This window comes from Streptomyces sp. S07_1.15 (assembly GCF_020739505.1).
In the GTDB taxonomy this organism is placed as follows: domain Bacteria; phylum Actinomycetota; class Actinomycetes; order Streptomycetales; family Streptomycetaceae; genus Streptomyces; species Streptomyces xinghaiensis.
The window spans coordinates 1,551,133-1,573,349 of sequence record NZ_JAJBZK010000001.1; the positions used below are offsets into that span (position 1 = coordinate 1,551,133).

At 70.1% G+C, this 22,217-nt stretch carries 20 protein-coding genes; 9 read left to right on the plus strand and 11 right to left on the minus strand.

Translation table 11 applies throughout. From position 1 onward, the window contains the following. Nucleotides 1–155 precede the first annotated feature (155 nt). A complete protein-coding gene (locus LIX60_RS06530) occupies nucleotides 156–410 on the plus strand; it encodes a hypothetical protein (RefSeq protein WP_227957605.1) in 255 nt (84 codons plus the stop codon). Nucleotides 411–513: 103 nt separating this feature from the next. On the opposite strand, the gene LIX60_RS06535 is transcribed toward LIX60_RS06530, so the two are convergent. The 4 genes from LIX60_RS06535 to LIX60_RS06550 all read right to left on the minus strand — a co-directional run bounded on the left by LIX60_RS06535 (nucleotide 514) and on the right by LIX60_RS06550 (nucleotide 2,863). Beyond that, nucleotides 514–1,263 (minus strand): cation diffusion facilitator family transporter, encoded by a 750-nt coding sequence (locus LIX60_RS06535; protein WP_227957606.1) that lies wholly within the window; start codon nucleotides 1,261–1,263, stop codon nucleotides 514–516. Continuing rightward, entirely contained in the window at nucleotides 1,260–1,643 is a 384-nt protein-coding gene (locus LIX60_RS06540) for a helix-turn-helix transcriptional regulator (protein WP_227957607.1), read from the minus strand. Before LIX60_RS06540 ends, LIX60_RS06535 begins: the two co-directional genes overlap by 4 nt. Before the next feature lie 66 nt (nucleotides 1,644–1,709). Next, the gene (locus tag LIX60_RS06545) at nucleotides 1,710–1,901 is read right to left on the minus strand and encodes a DUF397 domain-containing protein (protein ID WP_227957608.1); all 192 of its coding nucleotides are present in this window, start codon (nucleotides 1,899–1,901) and stop codon (nucleotides 1,710–1,712) included. Next, on the minus strand, nucleotides 1,898–2,863 hold the full coding sequence (locus LIX60_RS06550; protein ID WP_227957609.1) for a helix-turn-helix transcriptional regulator: 966 nt from the start codon (nucleotides 2,861–2,863) through the stop codon (nucleotides 1,898–1,900). Before LIX60_RS06550 ends, LIX60_RS06545 begins: the two co-directional genes overlap by 4 nt. Nucleotides 2,864–3,318: 455 nt before the next feature. Between LIX60_RS06550 and LIX60_RS06555 the strand changes: the two genes are divergently transcribed. From LIX60_RS06555 to LIX60_RS06570, 4 genes are all read left to right on the plus strand, one after another. Continuing rightward, nucleotides 3,319–4,893: a DUF4038 domain-containing protein gene (locus LIX60_RS06555; protein WP_050363316.1), complete on the plus strand. Its 1,575-nt coding sequence runs from the start codon at nucleotides 3,319–3,321 to the stop codon at nucleotides 4,891–4,893. A 391-nt stretch (nucleotides 4,894–5,284) separates the two neighbouring features. Further along, on the plus strand, nucleotides 5,285–6,166 hold the full coding sequence (locus LIX60_RS06560) for a transketolase (protein WP_227957610.1): 882 nt from the start codon (nucleotides 5,285–5,287) through the stop codon (nucleotides 6,164–6,166). Then, on the plus strand, nucleotides 6,163–7,128 hold the full coding sequence (locus tag LIX60_RS06565; RefSeq protein WP_227957611.1) for a transketolase family protein: 966 nt from the start codon (nucleotides 6,163–6,165) through the stop codon (nucleotides 7,126–7,128). Before LIX60_RS06560 ends, LIX60_RS06565 begins: the two co-directional genes overlap by 4 nt. Then, nucleotides 7,125–8,633: an FGGY family carbohydrate kinase gene (locus tag LIX60_RS06570; protein WP_227957612.1), complete on the plus strand. Its 1,509-nt coding sequence runs from the start codon at nucleotides 7,125–7,127 to the stop codon at nucleotides 8,631–8,633. Before LIX60_RS06565 ends, LIX60_RS06570 begins: the two co-directional genes overlap by 4 nt. 207 nt (nucleotides 8,634–8,840) lie before the next feature. Here LIX60_RS06570 and LIX60_RS06575 read toward each other — a convergent pair whose 3' ends face one another. From LIX60_RS06575 to LIX60_RS06605, 7 genes are all read right to left on the minus strand, one after another. Further along, the gene (locus LIX60_RS06575) at nucleotides 8,841–9,809 is read right to left on the minus strand and encodes a sugar-binding transcriptional regulator (RefSeq protein ID WP_043460531.1); all 969 of its coding nucleotides are present in this window, start codon (nucleotides 9,807–9,809) and stop codon (nucleotides 8,841–8,843) included. 126 nt (nucleotides 9,810–9,935) lie between these two features. Next, nucleotides 9,936–10,931 carry a D-ribose ABC transporter substrate-binding protein gene (locus LIX60_RS06580; RefSeq protein WP_227957613.1) on the minus strand — a complete coding sequence of 332 codons (996 nt, stop codon included), beginning with the start codon at nucleotides 10,929–10,931 and terminating at the stop codon, nucleotides 9,936–9,938. A 106-nt stretch (nucleotides 10,932–11,037) separates the two neighbouring features. After that, entirely contained in the window at nucleotides 11,038–12,171 is a 1,134-nt protein-coding gene (locus tag LIX60_RS06585) for an ABC transporter permease (RefSeq protein ID WP_227957614.1), read from the minus strand. Further along, nucleotides 12,164–13,720: a sugar ABC transporter ATP-binding protein gene (locus LIX60_RS06590; protein ID WP_227957615.1), complete on the minus strand. Its 1,557-nt coding sequence runs from the start codon at nucleotides 13,718–13,720 to the stop codon at nucleotides 12,164–12,166. Before LIX60_RS06590 ends, LIX60_RS06585 begins: the two co-directional genes overlap by 8 nt. Then, nucleotides 13,717–14,385 carry a DUF2291 family protein gene (locus tag LIX60_RS06595; protein ID WP_227957616.1) on the minus strand — a complete coding sequence of 223 codons (669 nt, stop codon included), beginning with the start codon at nucleotides 14,383–14,385 and terminating at the stop codon, nucleotides 13,717–13,719. The genes LIX60_RS06590 and LIX60_RS06595 overlap by 4 nt, the downstream gene beginning before the upstream one ends. 176 nt (nucleotides 14,386–14,561) lie before the next feature. After that, the gene (locus tag LIX60_RS06600; RefSeq protein WP_227957617.1) at nucleotides 14,562–15,596 is read right to left on the minus strand and encodes a TIM barrel protein; all 1,035 of its coding nucleotides are present in this window, start codon (nucleotides 15,594–15,596) and stop codon (nucleotides 14,562–14,564) included. Between the two features lie 264 nt (nucleotides 15,597–15,860). Further along, nucleotides 15,861–18,320, minus strand: a complete 2,460-nt coding sequence (locus LIX60_RS06605) for a nucleoside hydrolase-like domain-containing protein (RefSeq protein ID WP_227957618.1) — start codon at nucleotides 18,318–18,320, stop codon at nucleotides 15,861–15,863. Between the two features lie 550 nt (nucleotides 18,321–18,870). On the opposite strand from LIX60_RS06605, the gene LIX60_RS06610 reads away from it, so the two are divergent. The 4 genes from LIX60_RS06610 (at nucleotide 18,871) to LIX60_RS06625 (ending at nucleotide 22,211) form a co-directional block, all read left to right on the plus strand. Further along, nucleotides 18,871–19,614, plus strand: a complete 744-nt coding sequence (locus LIX60_RS06610; RefSeq protein WP_227957619.1) for a TetR-like C-terminal domain-containing protein — start codon at nucleotides 18,871–18,873, stop codon at nucleotides 19,612–19,614. Between the two features lie 59 nt (nucleotides 19,615–19,673). After that, the gene (locus LIX60_RS06615) at nucleotides 19,674–20,858 is read left to right on the plus strand and encodes an MAB_1171c family putative transporter (RefSeq protein ID WP_227957620.1); all 1,185 of its coding nucleotides are present in this window, start codon (nucleotides 19,674–19,676) and stop codon (nucleotides 20,856–20,858) included. A 293-nt stretch (nucleotides 20,859–21,151) separates the two neighbouring features. Next, nucleotides 21,152–21,613 carry a helix-turn-helix domain-containing protein gene (locus LIX60_RS06620; RefSeq protein WP_227957621.1) on the plus strand — a complete coding sequence of 154 codons (462 nt, stop codon included), beginning with the start codon at nucleotides 21,152–21,154 and terminating at the stop codon, nucleotides 21,611–21,613. Nucleotides 21,614–21,629: 16 nt separating this feature from the next. Beyond that, the gene (locus LIX60_RS06625) at nucleotides 21,630–22,211 is read left to right on the plus strand and encodes a toxin (RefSeq protein ID WP_227957622.1); all 582 of its coding nucleotides are present in this window, start codon (nucleotides 21,630–21,632) and stop codon (nucleotides 22,209–22,211) included. Nucleotides 22,212–22,217: the final 6 nt, after the last annotated feature.

Genomic DNA, 22,217 nt, shown 5'->3' on the forward strand with positions numbered 1-22,217 from the left:
CCGCACCACTGCCCGACCTGCATACGCCAGGCGGGAGGGGATGTGGCGGTGCCTTCGGGGCCTTTCCGAGGCCCTCGGCCGGGGCCGGAGGTTCGCCGGCTCGCCCATCATGGCCCGCATGACTTCATGGCCTTCATGGCCTTCATAACGGAGTCATGTCCTCCAGCCCGCAGCACACCGCACCCGCGCCGATGCAGCTCTCCGGCGCGGACGCCGAGGACCTCGCGCTGTACCGGGAGAAATTCCGGCGACGACTGCCGGAGTCACCGGACGAGTTGCGCGGCCCGACCGAGGGGGTCGTGGAGCTGCCACTGCACATGGCCTGGTCCGGGATGACGTCGTACGGGACCGTGGAGTGGGCCGACGATCTCGCGACCCGTCTCCTCGAAGATGATCCGGACATCGACTGAGCCACATCGCTGATACCTGGCCATCATCCCGATACCGAGGAGAAAGATGGGCGGGATCAACGGCCCGGTCTGGCCCCAGGGCACCGGGCCGGGGTGGCGGCGCTTACTCGCAGCCGCCCTGGCAAGAGGGTCTTCCGCCGGAGGGGGTGGCGCTGCTTTCCGCGGCTCCGTCCGCGCCCGCGTCCTCGTCCGCGCAGTCGTCGTCACAGCCGTCGTCGCAGACGAGTTCGCCCTCCCACGCTTCCCTGCCTTCCATGACGGCGAAGGCTGCGATGACGAATCCGGCGACCGGGTCGATCCAGGTCCAGCCGAAGGCGGCGAAGGCGAGCAGTCCGGCGAAGGTGGAGACGCTGAGCCAGGCGCACAGTCTGGTCTCGGCGGCGTCCGCGACGACCAGGCGGGAGCGCATCTCCAGTCCGGCTCTGCGCTTGACCCGGGCCAGCCACGGCATGACGACGATCGACAGGCCGGTGAGGGCGATGCCCACGGGAGAGGTATCGGGCTTCTCGTCGGCCACCAGGTCGCGGACGCCCTCGACGGTGACGTACGCGGCGAGGGCGAAGAAGGTGAGGGCGATGAACTTCAGCGCCTTGCGTTCCTTGGCCTCGTCCGGTTCGCCGCCCTTGATCTCCGCCAGCAGCCGCACCAGGACCACGGTGGCCGCGGCCACCTCGATGCCGGAGTCGATGCCGAAGCCGATCAGGGAGATCGCCCCGGCGACCGCACCGGCGGAGACGGCGACGACGCCCTCGACGACGTTGTAGCCGATGGTGAACTTCGCATAGCGCACCGCGCGACGAACTGCCGGGCCGGTGACATCCGGCCTGGTGCCGGTGGAGGGCACGCCGCTCATCGGGCGGAGTCCCGGGCGGGATGGGTGCCGTAGGCGGGGCACAGGTCGACGGCCTCGCCGGTAGCCGCCAGCAAGTGCTCGGCGGCGGCCAGCAGGTCCAGCAGTTCGGGGCGCGCCAGCGAGTACCACGAGGCCCGGCCGACGGGGCGGAAGGTGACCAGGCCGCAGTCACGCAGGCAGGCCAGATGTGCGGAGACCGTGGACTGCGCCAGCCCCACACAGGCGACCAGGTCGGTGGTACGGGCTTCGCCCTCGGCCAGCCGACGCAGGATCGCCAGCCGGGCCGGGTCGCCCAGGGAACGGAACAGGGCCACGGCCGCCGACGGCGCCCCGCAGGAGGTGGTGGCCGCCGGGGCGGACCCTTCGCCATTCATCGTCATGGAGCGATGATATCGCCGCTCACCGCTCCCGTTTCCGGCACTGCGGAAGGCCCGCCCCGGAACCGCTCAGCGCTCGGACGCGAACCGGACGAAACGGCCCCAGCCCTCGCGGCCGACCGAGAAGGCCGGACGCTTCACGTCCTTGGAGTCCCTTACATGGACTGCCTGTTCGGCTATCGCGACCTCCACGCAACTGTCACCCTGGGTGCCGCTGTGACTGGACTTGAACCAGGCGAGTTCCGTCGCACCGCTGCTCATCGCTCTCCTCGAATCCGCTCCAGCAGGTCCCGGGATTCCTTCGGGTTCAGGGCCTGCGAGCGCAGTGTTTCACAGCGTCGGCAGAGCAGACTCACCTCTTTCGGGTCAGAGATCAGCCGACCGTTCTGCTGCCCCTCGGAGTACCCGAGCCGCCGCCCCTCCGGGGTCTCCAGCACCTGCACAGGCCCGTCCAGGCATCCGTGGAACTCCAGCTCCAGCGGCACCACTTGGAGCGTCACATTGCGCGGCGCGGAGAGCTCCAGTACGTGGTCCAGCATGCTCGCCTGCACTCGCGCGCCACCCAGCCGACGCCGGAACACCGACTCCTCCACGATGAAGCTGAACGGCACGGTCGGCCGCTCCCGCATCATCGCCTGCCGCTCCATCCGCGAGGTGAGCTGCGCTTCCGTCTGCTCATCGGTCAGCAGCGGGATGCTGTTGTCGAACACCGCCCGTGCGTACGCATCCGACTGCAACAGCCCCGGCACCAGCCGGTTCTCGTACGTGCACAGGCTCACCGCCTCCCGTTCCAGCCGCGCCCACCGCCGGAACCACGCCGCGAGACCCGCCTCGCCGCGGGTGAGATGGCGGGCGGCCCTCCGCAGCGCACCGGTGGCGCCGAGGGCTTCGTCCGCGCGCTCCACGAACGCCAGGTCCGGCATCCGGCGCCCCAACTCGACCGATTCGACGGTGTGTTTGGAGTACCGCACCTGGATGCCCAGATCCGCGCGGCTGAGCCCGGCGTGCTCCCGCAGCGCCTGGACGAACGCGCCGAACGTGCGCATGCTGTCCGACGGTTGCGGCTCCCGCTCCCAGTCCCCGGCCGGATCCGGCCGTCCGCCGGTGCCTCCGCCCTGTTCCCGCCGCGCCCCGGCGTGCTCGGTGGCGGTCGGCCGCACACCGACGCCCCCGACCCCCTGTTCGGCCGCGCCCCCGGCCGGTTCCCCTTCGACGATGCCCATCCGCCGCCCTTTCTCCGTGCCGGACCGCGACGACTCCCCACGGCCCCCGTACATGTGCACCGCTCAGCGTGAGGGGCTGGCGCACCCGATGTCTACCGTCCGTGTCCGTACACTCACCATGCGTACGGGGTTACCCGCTCGGCCTCATCCGCACCCGGCCGTCACCCTGGCCTCATGCACCGCGCGACGTCTCCAAGTAAGCTTGTCCGCGCGGACATTGATGCCGCTTTCAAGGTCCACACAACACGGCATCCCGGCCGCCCCGGCGAACGGTGTGGGTGAGGTATTGACGCCACACTTGCCGCGCCCCCGTCCATCCTGTGTCTCCCGAGGGATCCGAGTGGCCGGGCCCTCGGGCATGACGACTGCGTGCAAGGTGCCGTTCGGCCGACGGGCCCGAAGCCCCGCCCCGACTCCCAACGGCCACCACCGTCCGGAAGACAGGAGCACGGTAGATGGCCGCGACACAAGAGGGCTCGCGTGGTGAGCGGGTCCACGCCTGGACGCCGGTGGAGATCACCTTGGCCGCGCAGCGGCAGTACGCCCGCCCCTACACGGATGTGGAGGTGTGGGCCGAGTTCACCCATGACTCAGGGACGGTGGTATGCCGCCCCGGCTTCTGGGACGGGGGGTCCACCTGGCGGTTCCGGTTCGCCGCGCCGTTCGCGGGCGGTCGCTGGACCTGGCGCAGCGTCGGCGACCCGTCCGATCCCGGACTCGACGGGCAGCGGGGAGAGCTGACCGTCGCCGACCGCCCTGCCGTCGGCAACCGTTTCCACCGACACGGTTTCTGGCGGATGTCGCCGCGGGGCCGCAGCCTCGTCCATGCCGACGGAACCCCCGCCGTCCTGGTGGGCGACACCGCGTGGGCGCTGCCCTGGCGGGCCACCGAGGACGCTGTCCGCGTCTACGCTGCCGACCGGCAGGCGAAGGGTTTCAACGCCGTGCTGATGATGAGCGTCCAGCCCGACAGGGACGCACGCGGGCCACGGGACCGCACCGCCGACCACGGTTTCGACGTGGCGTTCGAGGACCTGCCCGAGGGACACCTCAATGAGCTCAGCCCCGCGTACTTCCGGTCTCTGGACCGCCTGACGAACATCCTGGCGGAGCATGCATTGGTGCCGGTCCTCCAGCCCGTCTTCCAGGGGTGGGGCTGGAAGGGACAGCGGGGCAACTCCGGGGCGGTCGTCCCGCCCGGGGAGTACGCCCGCTACTGCCGCTATCTCGTCGCCCGCTACGGCGCCTCGCCGGCGGCCTGGCTGGTCGGAGCGGACGGCTCCGGCGATGAGCCGCAAGTCGCGGCCGGCGGCGCGGAGATCGGCCGGTGGGACGCGTACCGGCAGCCCTGCGGCATCCACTACGCGCCGTTCTTCGGCAACCGGGCCCATCAGGAAGCGGACTGGCTGGACTTCCAGTGGTGTCAGACCGGCCATCGCGGCGAGCACGTGCCCGAGCGACTGACGGACATGTGGCGCAACACGCCCGCCAAAGCCGTGGCGAACGGGGAGCCCACCTACGAGCGCGGAGGCGCGCCGGACAGGGCGGTGGGCTGGTGGCAGGGCCACGAGGCATGGAGCAACCTCTGCGCCGGAGGCACCATGGGCGTGGTCTATGGCGCGGGAAGCCTGTGGCAGTGGCGTCTGCACTCCGGGGAGCCGGGGCACCCCGCGTACTTTCTGGCCGAGGACGCGGGCTGGCGTGAGGCACTGGATTTTGAAGGCTCACGGTACGTCGGACTCCTCGGCCGCATTCTCGACGGCCTGCCCACGACGGACATGCGCCCCGACTGGGAGATCTCCAAGTCCCCGCGCGGCCTGCTGAGTCCCGGGGTGCTGTTCATCGCGTACTGCGAGCACGGAGGCCCCCTGGGCATCAGGGACCTGACGGGCACTCGGGTGCCCCGCGCGTACCGTGTGATCGATCCCCGCACGGGCGAGACCACCGGCAGGGGCGTGCGCACCGGCGACACGGATGACATCCCCGACGAGGGCGGTGCTCCGAGGATCTACATCTGCTACGACGGCTGACTCCGCGGCCCGGCGCCGGACACCGGGCGGGGCCGTTGCCCGGACCCCCCGCCCTGCCGCCGGCGCACCCCCCGGCCCGGTGGGGCAAGGCCACGCCCCGGAGTGCGACGGCACGGGCCGCAGTCCCCGGCGGCGACAGCGGGAGCCGCCGCCTGCCGCGAGTGAGCCCCTGCGCGACCGGGAGCCCGACATCGGTCAGCAACCCGTCACCTTCGACCGGATATTCGGTCGGCTCGCGCCTTCAGGCTCGCGCGACGGGCCCGGGCAGGCGCGGTACGCCGAGCACATGACCGCAGACAGGCATCAGAAGGACATTCGCGATGCCTTGACAAGCCGTGGGGTCGTGGCCCAGCATCAGCCCAAGAACAATTCAAGGCTGAATGGATATTCAATGCTTACGGCAGACGTCTCCGCCACGGCGCGGTTCCGCGCTGCAAGGCGGGCCATTCGGGACGGCGGACAGGACGAGGTGGCCCGTTCACTGCAGTCCGTGTCGGCCGAGATCCGCAGGAGAGTCCTTCGCATGATCGACACGGCGCAACTGGGCCACGTCGGGGGAGACATGTCCGTCACGGACATCCTCGTGACCCTGTTCGGTGCCGTGCTGGAGGTCGACCCCGAACAGCCGCAGGCGCCGGACCGCGACCGGTTCATCCTGAGCAAGGGACACTGCGCCGCCGCCCTGTACTCGACTCTGGCCTGGTGCGGCTACTTCCCCGAGTCGGAGCTCCGCTCCTTCACGGCGCCCCTCTCAGCCCTCAACGGCCACCCCGACCGGCGGAAGGTCCCCGGCGTGGAGACCAACACCGGCCCGCTGGGGCACGGCTTTCCCGTGGCGGTGGGCTGCGCGCTCGCCGCGCGGCTGCGCGGTTCCACCAGCCGCACGGTGGTCGTGCTGGGGGACGGCGAGATGCAGGAGGGCAGCAACTGGGAGGCGGCCATGACGGCCGGGCACCACGAACTGTCCTCGCTGACCGCGATCGTGGACCGCAACCGGCTGCAGCAGGGCGCCCGCACGGAGGAGACCGTCGCCCTGGACCCGCTCGATGCGAAGTGGGCGGCGTTCGGCTGGGAAGTCCGTGTGGTCGACGGCCACGATCACCTGGCGCTGCTGGAGGCCGTGCGGCCCTCCGTCACGGGCAAGCCCGTGGCCGTGGTGGCCAACACCGTCAAGGGCAAGGGAGTGTCGTTCATGGAGGACCGGGTCGAATGGCATCACAAGGTACCCACATCCGAGCAGGTGCGGGCAGCGATCACGGAGCTGTCCCGGTGACACGGACATCCGCGCCGGTCGCCGTGCCGGTCCACGACTGCCGCCAGGTGTTCGCCGAGGAGCTGATCGCCCTCGCACGGGCGGACGAGCGGGTGGTGGTGGTGTGCAACGACTCGGTCGGCTCCAGCAACCTCACCGGTTTCCGCAGTGAGTTCCCCGACCGGCTGATCAACGTGGGGATCGCCGAGCAAGATCTCGTGGGCGTCGGCGCAGGCCTCGCCAACGGCGGCCTGATCCCGTTCGTCTCCGCGGCGGGGCCCTTCCTGACCGGCCGCGCGCTGGAACAGATCAAGGCCGACTGCGCCTACAGCGGGCACAAGGTAATCCTCTGCGGCCAGAGCCCCGGCATGGCCTACGGCGAGCTGGGCCCCACCCACCATTCCGTGGAGGACCTGTCCTGGCTGCGGGCGATCGCCGATCTTCCAGTGATCGTACCGACCGATCGTGAGCAGACCCGGGCGGCGATACGCTGGGCCCATGCCTCGGACGGCCCCTGCTACGTGCGCATTCCCCGCTTCAAGGTCCCGGACGTCGTCCCGGTGGACGCGCCCTTCGAGCCGGGCCGCGCGGTGACCCTGCGCGACGGCGGCGACGTCACCGTGGTGGCGATCGGCACGATGGTCTCCAGGGCGCTGCAGGCCGCCGACGCCCTGGAGGCCGAGGGAGTCTCGACCCGGGTGATCAACTGCCCGTTCGTCGACCCGCTCGACGAGGAGGCCATGCTCCGCGCCGCAAGGGAGACGCGCGGCATCGTGACGGTGGAGGAAGCCACCGTCAGCGGCGGTCTGGGGGCGGCGGTGGCCTCGGTGGTGGGTCAACGGCACCCCGTTCCCCTGCGGTTGCTCGGCGTCGACGGCTTCGCACCCACCGGCGACGCCGCCTTCCTCCTCGACTACTTCGGTCTGACCGCCGACGGCATCCGCCTGGCCGTCGTCGACGTACTGGGGTCCGCGGGCGTATGAAGGAAGGGCAATCGCACGAGACCGAGCTGCTTCTGGCGATCGACCAGGGAACCTCCGCCACGAAGGCTCTCCTCCTGGACACCCGGGGCTCCGTGGTCGGCACCGCTTCCGCCCCCGTCCACGCGTCGCATCCCCGCCCCGGATGGGTGGAGCAGTCCCCGGCCGACATCTGGCGCAGTGTGCGCGGGGCGGTGCGCGTCTGCGTGGAACGCGCGCCCCGGGGACGGATCGCCGGCGTCGGACTCAGTACCCAGCGCGAGTCGGTGATGATGTGGGAACGGGCCACCGGGGCCCCGGTCGGACCGCTCCTGGGGTGGCAGGACCGCCGTACCGCCGACCGGTGCGGCCGTCTGCTCGACGAAGGCGCCGGGCCATGGGTCCGGGCCGTGACCGGGCTGCCGCTGGACCCCATGTTCAGTGCCCTCAAGGCGCAGTGGCTGCTGGACGCTTACGACCCCGACCGGTCACGCGGCAGACGCGGCGAACTCTGCCTGGGCACGGTGGACTCCTGGCTGCTGTGGCAGCTCACGGGCGGCGCTGCGCACACCGTCGAAGTGGGCAACGCGGCGCGCACGCAGCTGCTCGACGTACGCCGCCGTCAGTGGGATCCGGACCTGCTCGCTCTGTTCGGGATCCCCGCGCAGGTGCTGCCGGCCGTCACCTCCTCCACCGGTCCCTTCGCGCCGCTGCGCGGCTTCGCGCCCGTACCGGACGGCACACCGGTCACCGCGGTGCTCGGCGACTCGCACGCCGCCCTGTTCGGACACGGGGTGTTCACACCGGGGCAGGTCAAGGCCACCTACGGCACGGGCTCGTCCGTCATGGGACTGGTCGACGACCCGGCGACGGCCGCGAAGGACGGGCGGCTGTGTCTGACCATCGCCTGGGACGACGGCAGCCCCGCCTACGCCGTGGAAGGCAACATCCGCTCCTCCGGCGCCACGCTGAGCTGGCTGGCCCGGCTGGTCGGCCGCACCGAGCCCGAACTCGCCGCGCTCGCCGCCCCGGACGCCGGCGGAGCACATGTGGTGCCCGCGTTCGGCGGACTGGCCGCGCCCTGGTGGGACAACGGGGCGCAGGGCGTTATCAGCGGCCTGTCCTTCGGGACGGACCTGCCGGCGCTGGCCCGCGCGGCGCTGGAGTCCGTGGCCTTCCAGGTCGAGGACGTGATCGCAGCCGTCGAGGAGGTCACCGGTCCCGTCTCGGCGATCCTTGCCGACGGCGGTCCGACCGGCAACGCGACCCTCATGCAGATCCAGGCCGACACCTCCCAACGGGTCGTACGGCGCCCCCACGTCCGTGACCTGTCGGCCCTGGGCGCCGCTCATCTCGCCGGGCGCGCTCTCGGGTTGTTCACGGCCGGGCAACTGGCCGGCATGCACCGCGAGAACGACGTCCACAGCCCGCGGCGTGACCCGGCGGACAACCGCGCGCGCGTCGCCGCCTGGCACGACGCCGTCCGGCGCGCACGCGCCCGGCCCGAGGGCGGGGAAGGAGCCGTGTGAACCGGCGGGTCGGCCCTCACCCACGCCGCCCTGAGGGTCGCCAGCGCGAGCGGCGCCGAAGTACGGGGCCGTCCGTGCGGCGGTGCCCGGCCGATGGACCACGGTGGCTGAGCACCGATCCCGGCACCGGGAGCGGCCTCGCGGAGAAGCTCTGAGGCGGGCTCTCCCGGCCCGCCGATGCCGCCGCCGTGGCGCCCACGAGGCGGGTCAGCCGCGGCTCACCAGGGCGCGCGCGACCTCCACGTCGGTGATCAGGACGTTGATCCAGCCGCCGAGCGCCGCCCCGCGGATCGCGGCGATCTTCTCCTCTCCCCCCGCAACGCCGATGCGCCGGTCCACCTGACGGAGCTGCTCGGGAGAGATACCGATGATGCGGGCGTCGAAGTCGGCGTTGACAGGCCGTCCCTCGGCGTCGAAATAGCGCGTGCAGACATCGCCGACCGCGCCGAGCGCCTCGAGCTGCCGCTGGTCCTCGGGTGCGATGGCGTTGCCGGAACGGCGCAGCAGCGGGGACGGATCCAGCGTGCCGATACCGACCAGCGCCATGGTGAGCCGGGACCACGCCTTCACCACCGCCGCCACCGCCGGCTCCTGCCACAGCAGGTCGCGCAGTTCCCTGCTGCCCACGAGCGCGGCCGACGGCGCGAACACCGGCCGCGCCCCGGTCAGTTCCGCGAGCCGACTGGTGAGGCGGGTGGCGTGCAGCTGCACTTCGGGGCTCCCGGACCCACCGACGATCTGGACGATCTCCTCGGCGACCGGCGTCGTCTTCGCGCTCATGACGTTCACGGATTCCAGCAGCGTGGCACTCCACGAGGAGATGCCTATGACGTCCCCGCCCTTGAGCGTGGCGTCCAGGTAGGTGGCGGTCGCCGCGGCCAGCGCGGGGATGACGGCCGTGCCCGCGCCGTCGGTGTCGACGACGACGGCGTCCCGGAGCCCGTACTGCTCCACCAGGGCGTCCTCGAGCTCGGAGTGGACACCGTCGGGTGAGATCACGACGGTGCGGACCACGTCACGGTCCACCGCTTCCTTCAGCAGGCGCGAGACCCGCGGCTGGGACATGCTCAGCTGCGCCGCGATCTCCGGCTGACGCATGCCCCGCTCGTGGTACATCCGGGCCACTTTCACCAGCAGCCGCAGATGGTCGGCGCTGGGGGTCGAGGCGAGGACCAACGGATTTCCCTTGTCTTCTCGAATTGCGGCAGTCCGGCACCGCAGTCATCAGCGTGCAGTTTATCGGGGAGGCCGGGGAGACGGCGAGGGCACTCGCACCGCGCCGTCTCCCCGGCCGCCGGAGGTCTAGGAGATCTCGGCGAAGTTCTTGATGCGGTCGGCATTCTCCTTCGTCACCAGCACGCAGTCGATCGCCTGCTTCTCCGGCTGACCGGTCTTGCCGGTCTTGATGTACTTGTCGGCCTGGACCACGGCCATCTCGGCTCCCAGAGCGGCCGGCTGGAGGGCGGTGGCGGCCATGTTCCCGGCCTTGATCTGTGCGACGGCATCCGGGCTGCCGTCGAAGCCCACCACGACGACATCGGACTTGCGCGCGGACTTCAGTGCCGCGATCGCTCCGAGCGCCATCGTGTCGTTGCCGGCGATCACACCCTGGATGTCGGAGTCGCGCTGGAGGATCGTCTCCATCTTGCGGAACGCCTCCTGCTGGTCCCAGTTGGCGGTCTGCTGCGCCACCCTCTTCATGTCCGGGTACTGGGAGATGACGTCCGCGAACCCCTTCGACCGGACGCCGGCGTTGGTGTCGGACTCCTTTCCGGTGAGTTCGACGTAGTTGCCCTTCTCCTTCATCGCCTTCACGAACTCCTGGGCGGCGATCTGCGCACCCTGCGAGTTGTTCGAGACGATCTGCGCCTTGGCCACACCGGTCTTGTTGATCTCGCGGTCGATCAGGAACACCGGAATGCCCGCGTCCGTCGCCTTCTGTACCGCCCCGATCGAGGCGTCGGCACCGGCGTTGTCAAGGATGATGGCAGCCGCCTTGCGGGAGATGGCCGCGTCGATCAGCTCGCTCTGCTTGTTCGGGTCGTCTCCGTGCGAGGCGACGGAAGTCCGGTAACCCAGGCTTTCCGCCTTCTGCCGCGCGGCGTCGCCCTCCGCCTTGAAGAACGGGTTGTCCGGCGAGGGGGTGATGACGGCCATCAGGTTGTTCTTCGCCTTGCCCTCCGCCTGCTCGGGCTGGTCCGGACCGCCGGACGAGCCGCAGGCGGACAGTGTCAGCGTCAGGACACCGAACAGTGCGGCGGCGGTCGTGCGGAAGGCGGGTATTCTGAGAGGGGACACGGGGACCTCCTGTGGGTTTGTTCAGAGCGAGGTGAGCGGTTCCGAAGCGGGATACGTGCCTCGCTCGGCTGGGCAGGGCAGCCGGCCGTGGCGGCCGGACGCCGGTTCAGGTGCCGGAGCCGGCCTTGACCCGTTCGTTCCCGGGCGGCTCGACGGCGACGGCTGCCGCGGAGGCCGCGACGCCGCGTTTCTTGAAGCGCTGCTGGCTCTGGTCGAGAATGACCGCGACAATGATCACGGCGCCCTTGATCAGGGTCTGCCAGAAGGTGGAGACGCCCACGATCACCAGACCGTCGGCGAGGAAGCCGATGACGAACGCGCCGACGAGAGTGCCGCGGACGGTGCCGCGGCCTCCGGTCAGCGCGGCGCCGCCGATGACGACGGCCGCGATGGCGTTCAGTTCGAAACTCTCGCCGGCCTGCGGGGCCGCCGATGTCAGCTCCGAGGCGATGATGACGCCGGCCAGGGCGGCGAACGCTCCCGCGACCATGTAGGCGGTCGTCTTCACGCGCCGCACCGGGACGCCGGTCAGTTCCGCGGCGCGCTCGTTGCCGCCGGTGGCGTAGAGCCAGCGCCCGTACGGCGTCGAGCGCAGTACGACCGCCACCAGGGCGGCGAGGACAATCATGATCCACACGGGAACCGGCAGCCAGAGGGGGCGACCGGAGCCGATCCAGCCGAAGCCCGTGTTGTGCGTACCGGGGTCGCCCTCGAGGTCCGGGTACGTCGTACCGCCGGATATCAGCAGAGCGGCGCCACGGGCCACGTACATCATGCCGAGCGTGGCGATGAAGGGGGCGACGTTCATTCGGGTGACCAGGAGGCCGTTCACCAGACCCACCAGGGTGCCCGCCGCCATGCACAGGACCACTACGGCCCACACCTGCGGGTAGGCGATGAAGTCCCCGATACCGACGCCCCTCAGCAGCTCGCCCGCGATGACCCCGGACAGTCCGACGGTGGAGCCGACCGACAGATCGATACCGCCCTTGAGGATGACGAGCAGCATGCCCAGGGCCAGGACGGCGTTGATGGCCACGTGCTTGGTCATCGTGATCACGTTGTCGGCGGTGAGGAAGGAGTCGGACAGCAGGCTGAAGACGACGATGAGGACGCCTAGTGCGATGAACGCCCGCAGTTCGAAGACCGAGTCGAGTACCTTCATCCGCCTGGCCTGCACGGCGGCTCGGCGACGTTGGGCCTCGATGGCCGCGTGGTCGTCTGTCGGGATGTCAGTCATCGCTTGCCTTTTCCGTGGTGTCGGCACCGTCGGCGAGACTCATCAGCCGGTCGCGGGTCACCTCGCCGGCGCGCAGGTCGGCCACCAGCCGGCCGCGCACCAGGACGAGGAGGCGGTCGGGGATGTGCAGCGCCTCTTCTGCCTCGGACGTGGTGAACAGGACGGCCAGGCCGCGCTCGGCCTGCCGTGCCATCAGCGCGAAGACGTCCGCCTTCGCGCCGACGTCAACTCCGCGTGACGGCTCGTCGAGCAGCAGCACCCGGGGGCCGGTCATCAGCATCTTGCCGATGACCACTTTCTGCTGGTTGCCGCCGCTCAGCGAGCCGATGGGGGCGTCGGGCCCGGATGTCTTGACGGTCACGTCAGCGATCATGGAATCGATGCCGGAGCGTTCCCCGCGGCGGTCGACCACCAGCCGTCGCACGAACCCGGTCAGCGCGGCCAGGGACAGGTTCTGCCCCACGGTCATGGTCTGCACGAGGCCGTCACGCTGGCGGTCCTCTGGCACGAGCGCCAATCCCGCACGGACGCGGCCGCGCACTGGGCCCGTCACCGGCCTGCCGTGCAGACGCGCCGTGCCCGAGGAGGCCGCGATGCGGCCGGCCAGGCATTCCAGGAGTTCGGTGCGGCCGCTGCCCATGAGGCCGAAGATGCCGACCGTCTCGCCCGCGCGCACGCTGAACGAGACCTGGTCCACGGCGAGCCGGTCCGGGTTCGCGGGGTCGGCGACGGAGAGTCCGACGACCTCCAGGGCCACCGCCCCGGTACGCGTCCCGCGGCTGGGGAACAGCCCTTCCTGCTCGCGGCCGACCATCGTACGGACCACCCAGGCCAGGTCCACGTCCTCGGCCCGGGCGGTGGCCACCATGGAGCCGTCCCGCAGAACGGCCACGTCGTCGGCGATGTCGAGGGCTTCCTCCAGATGGTGGGAGATGTAGACGACGGCGACCCCCTGCGCCGTCAGGTCACGGATGACCTTGAACAGGACCTCGACCTCGGGAGTGCTCAGGGCCGAGGTCGGCTCGTCCATGATCAGGACCCGGGCGTTCTGCAGCAGCGCCCGGGCGATCTCGACCAGCTGCTGCTGTCCCAGGCGGAGTTCCCCGACCGGTGTGGCCGGGTCGATCGTCCCGTCCAGGCGCCGCAGCACCTTCCGGGCGAGATCCCGCTGCACCCCGCTGTCGACGAATCCGCGCCGGGTGCGTTCCCGTCCCAGGAAGAGGTTGTCCTCGATGCTCAGGTTCGCGCACAGGCTCAGTTCCTGGTGAATGATCGAGATGCCCCGGTCAGCGGCGTCCCGGGCACTGCCGAGCCGGACCACTGAACCGTCGAGCTCGATCAGCCCGGTGGTCGGCGGCTCGACGGCGCTGAGGATCTTCATCAGCGTGGACTTGCCCGCCCCGTTCTCTCCGAACAGAACCGTGACGCGGCCGGGGGCGATGTCCAGGGACACCCCCTTGAGGGCGTGGGTGCCGCCGTAGACCTTGGTGATCTCGACCGCCCGCAGAACCGGCTCGTCACGTGCGTCCTCGGTGGCGGGCGGCGTCACGACGCCGCCTTGACAGACACGGGGGTCACGGTCAGGACATCGCCGGTCAGCGGCGTCATCGCGCCCACGACCGTGATCTTTTCGCCGTCCAGCGCGTCGGGCCGGAGGCCGGCCAGCACCTCGCTCTTCAGCTGGTTGTTCAGTGCGGTACCCGCATCCGCGTAGTCCACCTGGTTGGTGAACTGGCCGAAGGTGATGAAGCCTGCCGCGTCCCGCAGGGCGGTGCCGTTGACGGCGGGTCCGACCTGGACACTGACACGGGCTTTCCCGGCTCCCGGCACCGTGACGGGGAGCAGGCCGCCGCGCACCGCGCCGGCGGTTCCGGTCAGCCTGACGGCGTAGCTGTACGGGCCGGTCCCCTCACGCGCGCCGTAGCGGGCCCCTGCGGCATCGCTGTCGGCGGCGATCGCACGCTGCAGCGTGACGATGTCGACCGCGCGCTTCTCGATGGCCGACACGGCCTTGGGGTAGGTGGCGGCCCCGTACTTCTCCGCGTCGAACTTCGCCGGCCCTCCGGCTGCGGATGAGTCGGCCGGACGGTATGTGGTCGTGGCCGCGATCGCCATGACCAGCAGCACGAGCGCGAGGAGGCTGCCGCGGCCGAGCGTGAGCCAGCGGCCGCGCCCGGCGTCCCAGCCGTCATGCGAATCCTGGACAGTTGTCACGACAACCCTCTTGTTCTTGCGTACGCCGGCTCGGACGCGGCCGGTGGTGAATCCCTGTCGCAGTGCGCCCTGCCGTGCGAACTGCTGTCGCCGCCCCGATCGGTCAACCGGTCCGGCGGCACCACCCCCGGGCCCCTGCTGGGCTCCGGGCCCCTTCCGCTCAGCCCGCGTGCCGGTCAGGCGGTTTCGCTCTCGGCCAGCGCGCGGTACAGGGCCCGCTTGGCGACGCCCTGAGCGGCGAGGGCGTCCTGGCGGGCCTGCGCGGAGGCCAGTTCCTCGCGGTCGAGACGGGCCAGTGCCCGGTGGAAGGCCCGCATGGTGCGGATCCCGGTCCGGGCGGCCTCCACGGGGTCCTCCCGGAACGGGAACTGGTCGAGCTGCCAGACTCCGTCCCAGTTTGCGTCCCGGAGAGCGAGGAAGAACTCGAAGGTCTCCAGCAGGTGCACCGAACCGACGACCATGTCGTCGTCCCAGCCGCGGAAGTTGTCGTTCACGTCGATCGCGAACAGCTTGTCCCGCCTGATGGCCATGCGCGCGGCCTCGGCCGGTGTTTCACCGCCGTACAGGGAGTGGCCGAAGTCCAGCAGGACCCCGACGTTGTCCACTGTCATGTCCTCGATCGCCAGCAGTGTGCGGGCGAGGGAGGAGAACACCATCCGGTTGCGCGGCTCCCGGGGCTTGTACTCGATGGCGAACCGCATGTCCGGGAACTGCTGGGCGAGCTCCCGTACGGCACCGACCGACTTGTCCCACAGATCCGTGTAGTCCGCCTGGAACGGGTAGTCGTAGCCGTCCTGGCCGGGCCACAGCTTGACGTAGTCGACGCCCAGCTCCCGGCCCACCTCGGCGCTCGCGGCGACCAGCTCGATGGCGTCGCGCCGGACCGCGGGGTCGGGGTGGGTGAAACCGCCCCTGGCGAACTTTCCGGTGTAGATCTCGGGCGTCACCGCGATCGCGCGCAGCCCTCCCCGCGCCAAGGCCGCCTTTACTTCCGCCGTGGAGATGCCCCCCGGGGGGAACGGCCAGTTCAGGTCGACGACGGAGAGGTTTCCGACCTTGCCGGCGAGCTCGATCGCGTCGAGCACCGTCCGCGGTTCGCCGTACCCGTCGGTGGCGTACCGGTCCACGTAGGTGGCGAAGTGCCAGATACCTGCACCATAGGTGGGCTCAGCCGCGTTATTCTGCATTTTTATGCGCCACTGATCAGACATGCGCCGATGTTAAGTGGGGGTGCCAGAGGTGTCAATCACTCCGGCAGCGGAACCTGCGCGGCGGATCCACACCAGCGCGCCTGTGGTGCGGCGAAGCCGGACCGGCACCTCCTGGCGGCGATTCCCGAGGTGTCCCCACCACGAAGGACCCCCTTGCCTCCGGCAGGTGAAAATGAAAAAGCCTGGAGGCGCTGCCCCACAACAGCGCCTCCAGGGGATGGGCCGCAACGCTGCCGGCACATCGCGATCACACAGCGATCGGTGTCAGTCCACGTTGATGACCACGCGACGATAGGAAGAGAGGTTGGGGGATCCGTTGTCGCGCAGCGTCAGAACGATGTGGAGGGTCTTGCCGCCGGCATTGGACGGGACGCGCACCGTCGGAGCTGCGGACGTGCTGTTCTCGATGGTGACAGCGCCATTGTGCGAGCTGGGTTCATCGTAGAATTCCCACGAGTACGCCAGCGCATCGCCATCGGGGTCGCTCGACCCGGCCGCGCTGAGACTGACGCTGGAGCCGGCCGCGGCGGAGATCTCCAGGACGTCCTTGGTTGTGTCACCTTCGACCACGGCGATCGGATGGTGATTCGCGCCGGAGTAGCTTCCGGCGGTGGTCCAGTCCATCCGGGCAGCGAAGTCGTTGTGGATGCCACTGCTCCAGCGGTTGATCGAACTGCCGCCCTCCGAGGCGTCGCTGTACATGTGGTAAGGATCGAACGACGGCTCATTCCCGAGCCTGCCACCACATGACATGCCTCGCACACCGGCCTTTTCCCCGGGGCCGAGACGACCGCCCCAACTGCCCCAGTCCACATGTTCGGTGTCGGTGAGGCCGTTGGGCATCTGGTACAGGAAAGCCGGGGTGTCCCCTTCGGTCGCGTATTTCCGGTCGGGGTACTGGGCGCCCAGCGGGCCATGGTTCTGGACGTTCGAGTCCAGCCAGCCGTCGGAGGGCTGCCAGCTGTAGACCATGCCCTTCGCACGGATGTAGAGCAGATCCGGGAAGTTCTTCGTCATCCACGCGCCGGCGTCGTCCTGGCCCAGGATGTCGTACACCCGCAGCTTGCTCACGAACCGGTCCACCTCTGCGGGGGACCGCGTGTTGTTCACCTTCCACAGCGCCTGCGCCAGCGTGTTGCCGCCGCCCCAGACGTTGACCCAGACCGGGCGCGGATCGTCTCTGTCCACCGCCGCAATGATCATTTCCGAACCTGCGCTGTCCTTGCCGGCACCGACGTCAGCCATGCCGTAGCCGGTCTGACCGAGCTTCGAGATGGACTGCAGGTACGCGAGGCTCGGGTAACCCTCCGCGTGCTTCCGGAGATTGCTGAGCACCTGGCCGTACGCGTTGAGCCTGGGATTCAACAGGTTGGCCATGTTGCTTGCGCTCTGGGTGGGCTTCCAGCAACTGGTTGTCCCGATCAGACCCTCGAGATCGACCTCGTTGGAAGTCACCAGCATGCGGACCAGGGACTGCAGGTCGTCGGGGTCGGCACCGAGGTCGGTCATGTTGATCACCCGCGGCTTGGCCGTAGCTGCGGCCGTCCGTACAGTGACCGTCCTGGCCAGGGTGTTGGTGCGGTCGCTGTCGTCGGTGACGGTGACGGTGACGGTGTAGGTGCCCTCGGTGTCGTACTCATGGGTGGCGACCTCGCCGGTGGCGGTGGTGCCGTCGCCGAAGTCGATGTGGTGACCGGTGATCGTGCCGTCCGGGTCGAAGGAGGCCGACGCGTCGACGGTGACCGTGTCGCCGGGTTCCGGGTTCCTCGGCGTCACGGTGAAGGAGGCCACCGGGTCGCCGGGGTTCTCCACCGGGGTCACTTTGATCGCATTGACCTTGGCGTTCTCGACGTTGGACACGAACTGCAGGTTGAGGGTCCCGTCGCCGACCGTGACGTCGGTGCGGGTCGTGTACGCGGTATTGGCTCCGGCCTCGGCGTAGATGTCGAGGTCACTGATCTGCTCCTCGCCCTCCATCAGCACGTCGAAGCTCCTCGCCCCGGCCGCGGTGTGGTACACCTCGGCGAAGTAGAGCGTCACCACGTAGTGCCCGTTGTCGACCGGAGCCGCATAGGTGAAGTCGCCGTAGCGTTCGCTCTGGAACAGCGTGTCGTCAGTGGTCCCGGCGATCGCGACGTCCTTGGAGTACGTCGATCCGCCCGAGAAGCCGGTGTCCGCGGCGTAAGCGGTTCCGTCCGAGCCGGTGAACGCACCGCCGCCCGGGTTGACCGCCCACATCTCCCCGCCCGGCAGGGGCGAGAGTGTCCCGGAGAACTGCAGCCAGTCGACGTTCACGTTGCCGCCCACGAAGACCAGCCTCACGTCTTCGACACCGCTCTGCTTCGGCAGCGTCAGCGACTTGGTCCGGTAGGCGCCGTAGCCCCCCGTGTTACCCACGGTCAGGGTGCCGGCGTTCGCCCCGCCCACCCACACCTGGATCTCCGTGTCGCCGCCGCCGTTGGCGACGCTCAACCGGACCTCGTCCGTGCCCGCATGCAGATTCACACGGTCGTACTGCGCCCAGGCGTTGGCCTTGACGTGGCACAGGGCCCCGCCGCACACCTGGAGCGAACCACCGGAACTGTCGTGGTCCTCGGCCTCGATCCGGGTCCAGCCGTCGCTGCCCGCCGCGGACGCCGATGGGGCACCCAACGACAGGAGCAGCACCGCTGCGACCAAGCCGGCGCATAAGGCCAGTAAGCGCTCATGCATCGTTCTGGACATTCACTCACTCCTCTCCCTTGTGTCGCACTTGCGTGCGCTCCGAAGGACACGCCCAACATGAAGATCCGCGCGCGGCCGACCGACACCGCCCCGCCGCCCGCCACCGCACACCCCGGAGATGAGACCCCTCACCACGGGCCACACCCGAGATCCACGGCCGGCTACGGCGACCGCCACGCACTGAATTAATATTCAGCATCGGTTAGACGTGCATCCCTGGCATCAGATGTACTCGACCGGCATGCGAGCGTCAACCCCGCCGAACCGCCCAGGGGCCGAGCGGAGACTCGACTCCGCGCAGGACCGAGCCATGACACGCCCTCCCCCCATCCGCTTGAGCTGCGCCGTCGCGCGATGCGCAGGATCCGGCGCCACCGTCCGCGCAGGCTCGAGCGCGGTGCGGCGCAGGGTGCGCCCGGGCCCCCACCAACCCCCCAGAGAACCGGCACGGGTCGCCCTTCGGACAGGATGTGGCCGGATCACAGCGCACGGCCCGTATGCGGGGGCGGCGGCACTTCTGACCACGGTCACCGACCGCTACGGTTTGGCCATGGGAGTTTCCGGATCAAGCGTGACCGAAGATGAGAACAGCGGACCGTCCGAGGCCGTCAAGGCCACCGCGCGCCGGTTACTGGTGAAACTGGGCGCCGCAGGGCTGTCCCCGGAGGCCGTCGCCCGGGAGGGCGGCCTCGCCGTCGCCGAGGTGGAGGCCGTCTTCCCGCATCGGGACGATCTCCTCACCGCGCTCGTCATCGACGCCTACAACAACTCCGCCGCCGCGATGGAGCGGGCAGACCAGGCCGCCCGGGAGGCCGGGGCGCCGGCGGGCGCGCGGCTCCTCGCGGTGACGCGGGCGCTGCGGCGGTGGTCCTTCGACAACCCCGGCGAATTCACGCTGATCTACGGCTCCCCCGTGCCGGACTACCACGCCCCGCAGGACACCGTCCCGCCCGCCTCGCGCACCCCCGCCGTACTGGCCGGGATCGTGCGGTCGGCGCTGGAGGCCGGTGAACTCGCCCCGCCCCGCCGGGAGGTGCCCGGGCCGCCGCTGCTCCTGCCGGAGGCCGTGCAGGTCTTCGGCGGCACGCCGCCGGCTCCGTTCTCGGACATCATCGAGCGCGGCATCGTGCTGTGGAGCAGCCTGATCGGCCTCCTGGTGTTCCAGGTCTTCAGCCGCACCCACGACAGCGTGCGGGACGAGTCCGCGTTCTTCGACTACGCCGTCGCCGTGGCCGCCGAAGGCATCGGGCTCACGGTTCCCGCGGGGGAGCCCGGAGACGGGACCACCGACTAGTCCGTCCGACCAGTCCGGCCGCGCGCCGCGCGGCACCAACCGGGGGATCAGGCCAGGCAGTGAACAGCATCAGAATCCTCTGCTTCGTCATCGCGGCGGTCTCGTCCTACGCCGCGCTCGCCTACCGGCTGTTCCAGGTGAGGCGCAGCTGGCGGGACACCACCTACCGCACGCTGATGGTCACGCTGCTCCTCCAGTGCCTCACCTTCACGATGGGTGCCGTCGCCATGGGGAGCGACAGTTTCCTGGGCGTCGGCAACCTCGCGATCCTGGTGATGCACGTGTCGGCGGTGGCCTTCTGCGTCAGCGCGCAGATCATCCTGCTGCGCTGGGCGACCGACGCCGAGGAGGCGGTCTGGAAGACCCGCTTGTGGCTGGTGGCCGGTATCGCGCTGAACGCGCTGCTGATCGCGCTGTTCTTCGTCGCCGACGGGCCCGGCCGGCCGGCGTCGGACTTCAACACCGGCAGCGGCCGGCCGCTGGTGCTCACCTATCTTCTGTTCTTCATCGTCTCCCAGGCGATCCCGTGCGTGACGATCTTCCGCCAGTGCGGCCGTTACGCGCGGATGACCGACAATGACTCGCTGCGGCAGGCCCTGCGGATGCTCCGCGTCGCCGCGGTGGTCCTCTTCCTCTACTGCCTGGCGCGGACGGTCAACATCCTCACCGCCGCGGCCGGGGTGGACATCGGCGTCTGGCAGCTCGCCTCCAACATCTTCAGCGCTGCGGGCATCCTCGTCCTCTCCCTCAGCCTGACCATCCCGTCCTGGGGCGGGTCGGTCGCCAAGCTGGTGGAGTGGGCGCGCAGTTACCGGTCGTACCGGGTGCTGTATCCGCTGTGGCGGGATCTGTACGAGTCCTCTCCGGACATCGTTCTGGAGCCGTCCGGGGCCGCCTCCGTCTCCGATCTCAACTACCGCCTCCACCGGCGGGTGGTGGAGATACGCGACGGCTGGCGGGACCTGCGCCCCTATATCGACCGGGCCTCGAACCGCGCGGGCGGGGCGGGTCCCGGGGCGAGCGAGGAGTCCCGGCAGGCGTTCGCCGAGGCGGCGCAGATCCGGCAGGCGCTGCAGGCCAAGCGCACCGGCACCATCCCCGATGACAACAAGGACACCGGCGGCGATTTCGAGGACCGCGACACGGACAACCTCACCGCCGAGATCGTCTGGCTCACCAAGGTCGCGTCCGCCTACCGCAGGCTCGGCAGGGCGGCTGACCCGGTTCCGGAAAGGGAGAGCTGAGGGGGGCCGCCCGGTCTGCCCCCTGCAGACCGGGCGGGCCTCCCCGTTCCCCCGTGTTTCCCGCGGGCCGGGCGGATACGACCCGCCCGGCCCGGCCCGGTTCGATCCCCCGTCCCGGGCCGGGCCGACGCGGCCGGCACCCAACTCGCTTCCCCCGTAAGCGAATTAGCTGCCAGCTATCGGCCGGGGTCCACGTTGGCGCAGTACCGTCAGATTGTCAACTGGCCGCTAATCTGGGAAACTGACGGTTAGCTGAGAGCAAGTCCGAGGAGGTGGCGGGAGGGAGATTGGGAATGTCCGAGACCGACGAGCGGCCCGTGCTGGCAGTGCGTCTGGACCAGCTCTTCAAGACGGTTCGCCCCAAGGGCAGACACTGGACGAACGCCGAGGTGGCGGACGAGCTGAAGCGGGCCAGCCCCGAACTCCGCGTCGGGGGCGTGTACCTCTCGCAGTTGCGGACGGGCAAGCGCTCCAACCCCTCCCCGGACCTGCTGGCCGCCCTGGCACGCTTCTTCGGCGTGTCGGTGGCCTATTTCTTCGACGACGAGGTCGCCGAGTCGGTGCTCAGCGAGGTCGCCGCCATCGAGGCGCTGCGGCAGGCGGGGGTCCGCTCCGTGGCGATGCGGGCCGCCGGGATGAAGAAGGAGAACCTCCAGGCCATCACGGCCATCATGGACCAGTACCGGCAGTTGCAGGGCCTTCCGCCCGTCGCCGATCCCGACCCCGATGCCGCCGGCCCCTCGGAGCAGAAGTGAGAGGCGGCGGCCGGTGATGAGCGGCAGAAAGGCGCAGCCGGCCGGCCAGGACCGCCGCAGCCGGCTCAAGCGGCTCCGCAAGGAGGGCGCGCGGCGGCTGGCCGAGCTGGACCTGCCGAAGGTGGCCGACGTGGCCGAGCTCTGCCGCTACCTCGGCGAGATCCGCGAGCGTCCCATCACGGTGGTCCCGATGCAGATGCCCGCGTCGCACCCGTGCGGCATGTGGGTCGCCGCGCGCGACGAGGATCTGATCTTCTACGACGCCAACACGACCAGCGCGCATCGGGAGCACATCATCTTGCACGAGCTGGGCCACATCATCTGCTGCCATCGCGGGGCGGGCTGGCTGGACGAGGCGAGCGCCCGCCTCCTCTTCCCCAACCTCGACCCCGACCTCGTGCGCGACATGCTCCTGCGCGCGACCTACGACGACGTGCAGGAACAGGAGGCGGAGATCATCGCCTATCTGCTCTCCCAGCAGGTGGGCAGCACCAGGGGACGGCGCGGCGCGCCCCGGGCCCGGGCGGGGGCCGCCGGGGAGAGCGGGGGGTCCGGGGAGGACGCCACGCTCGACCGGATCGAACGCACCCTGATCTGAGATGCG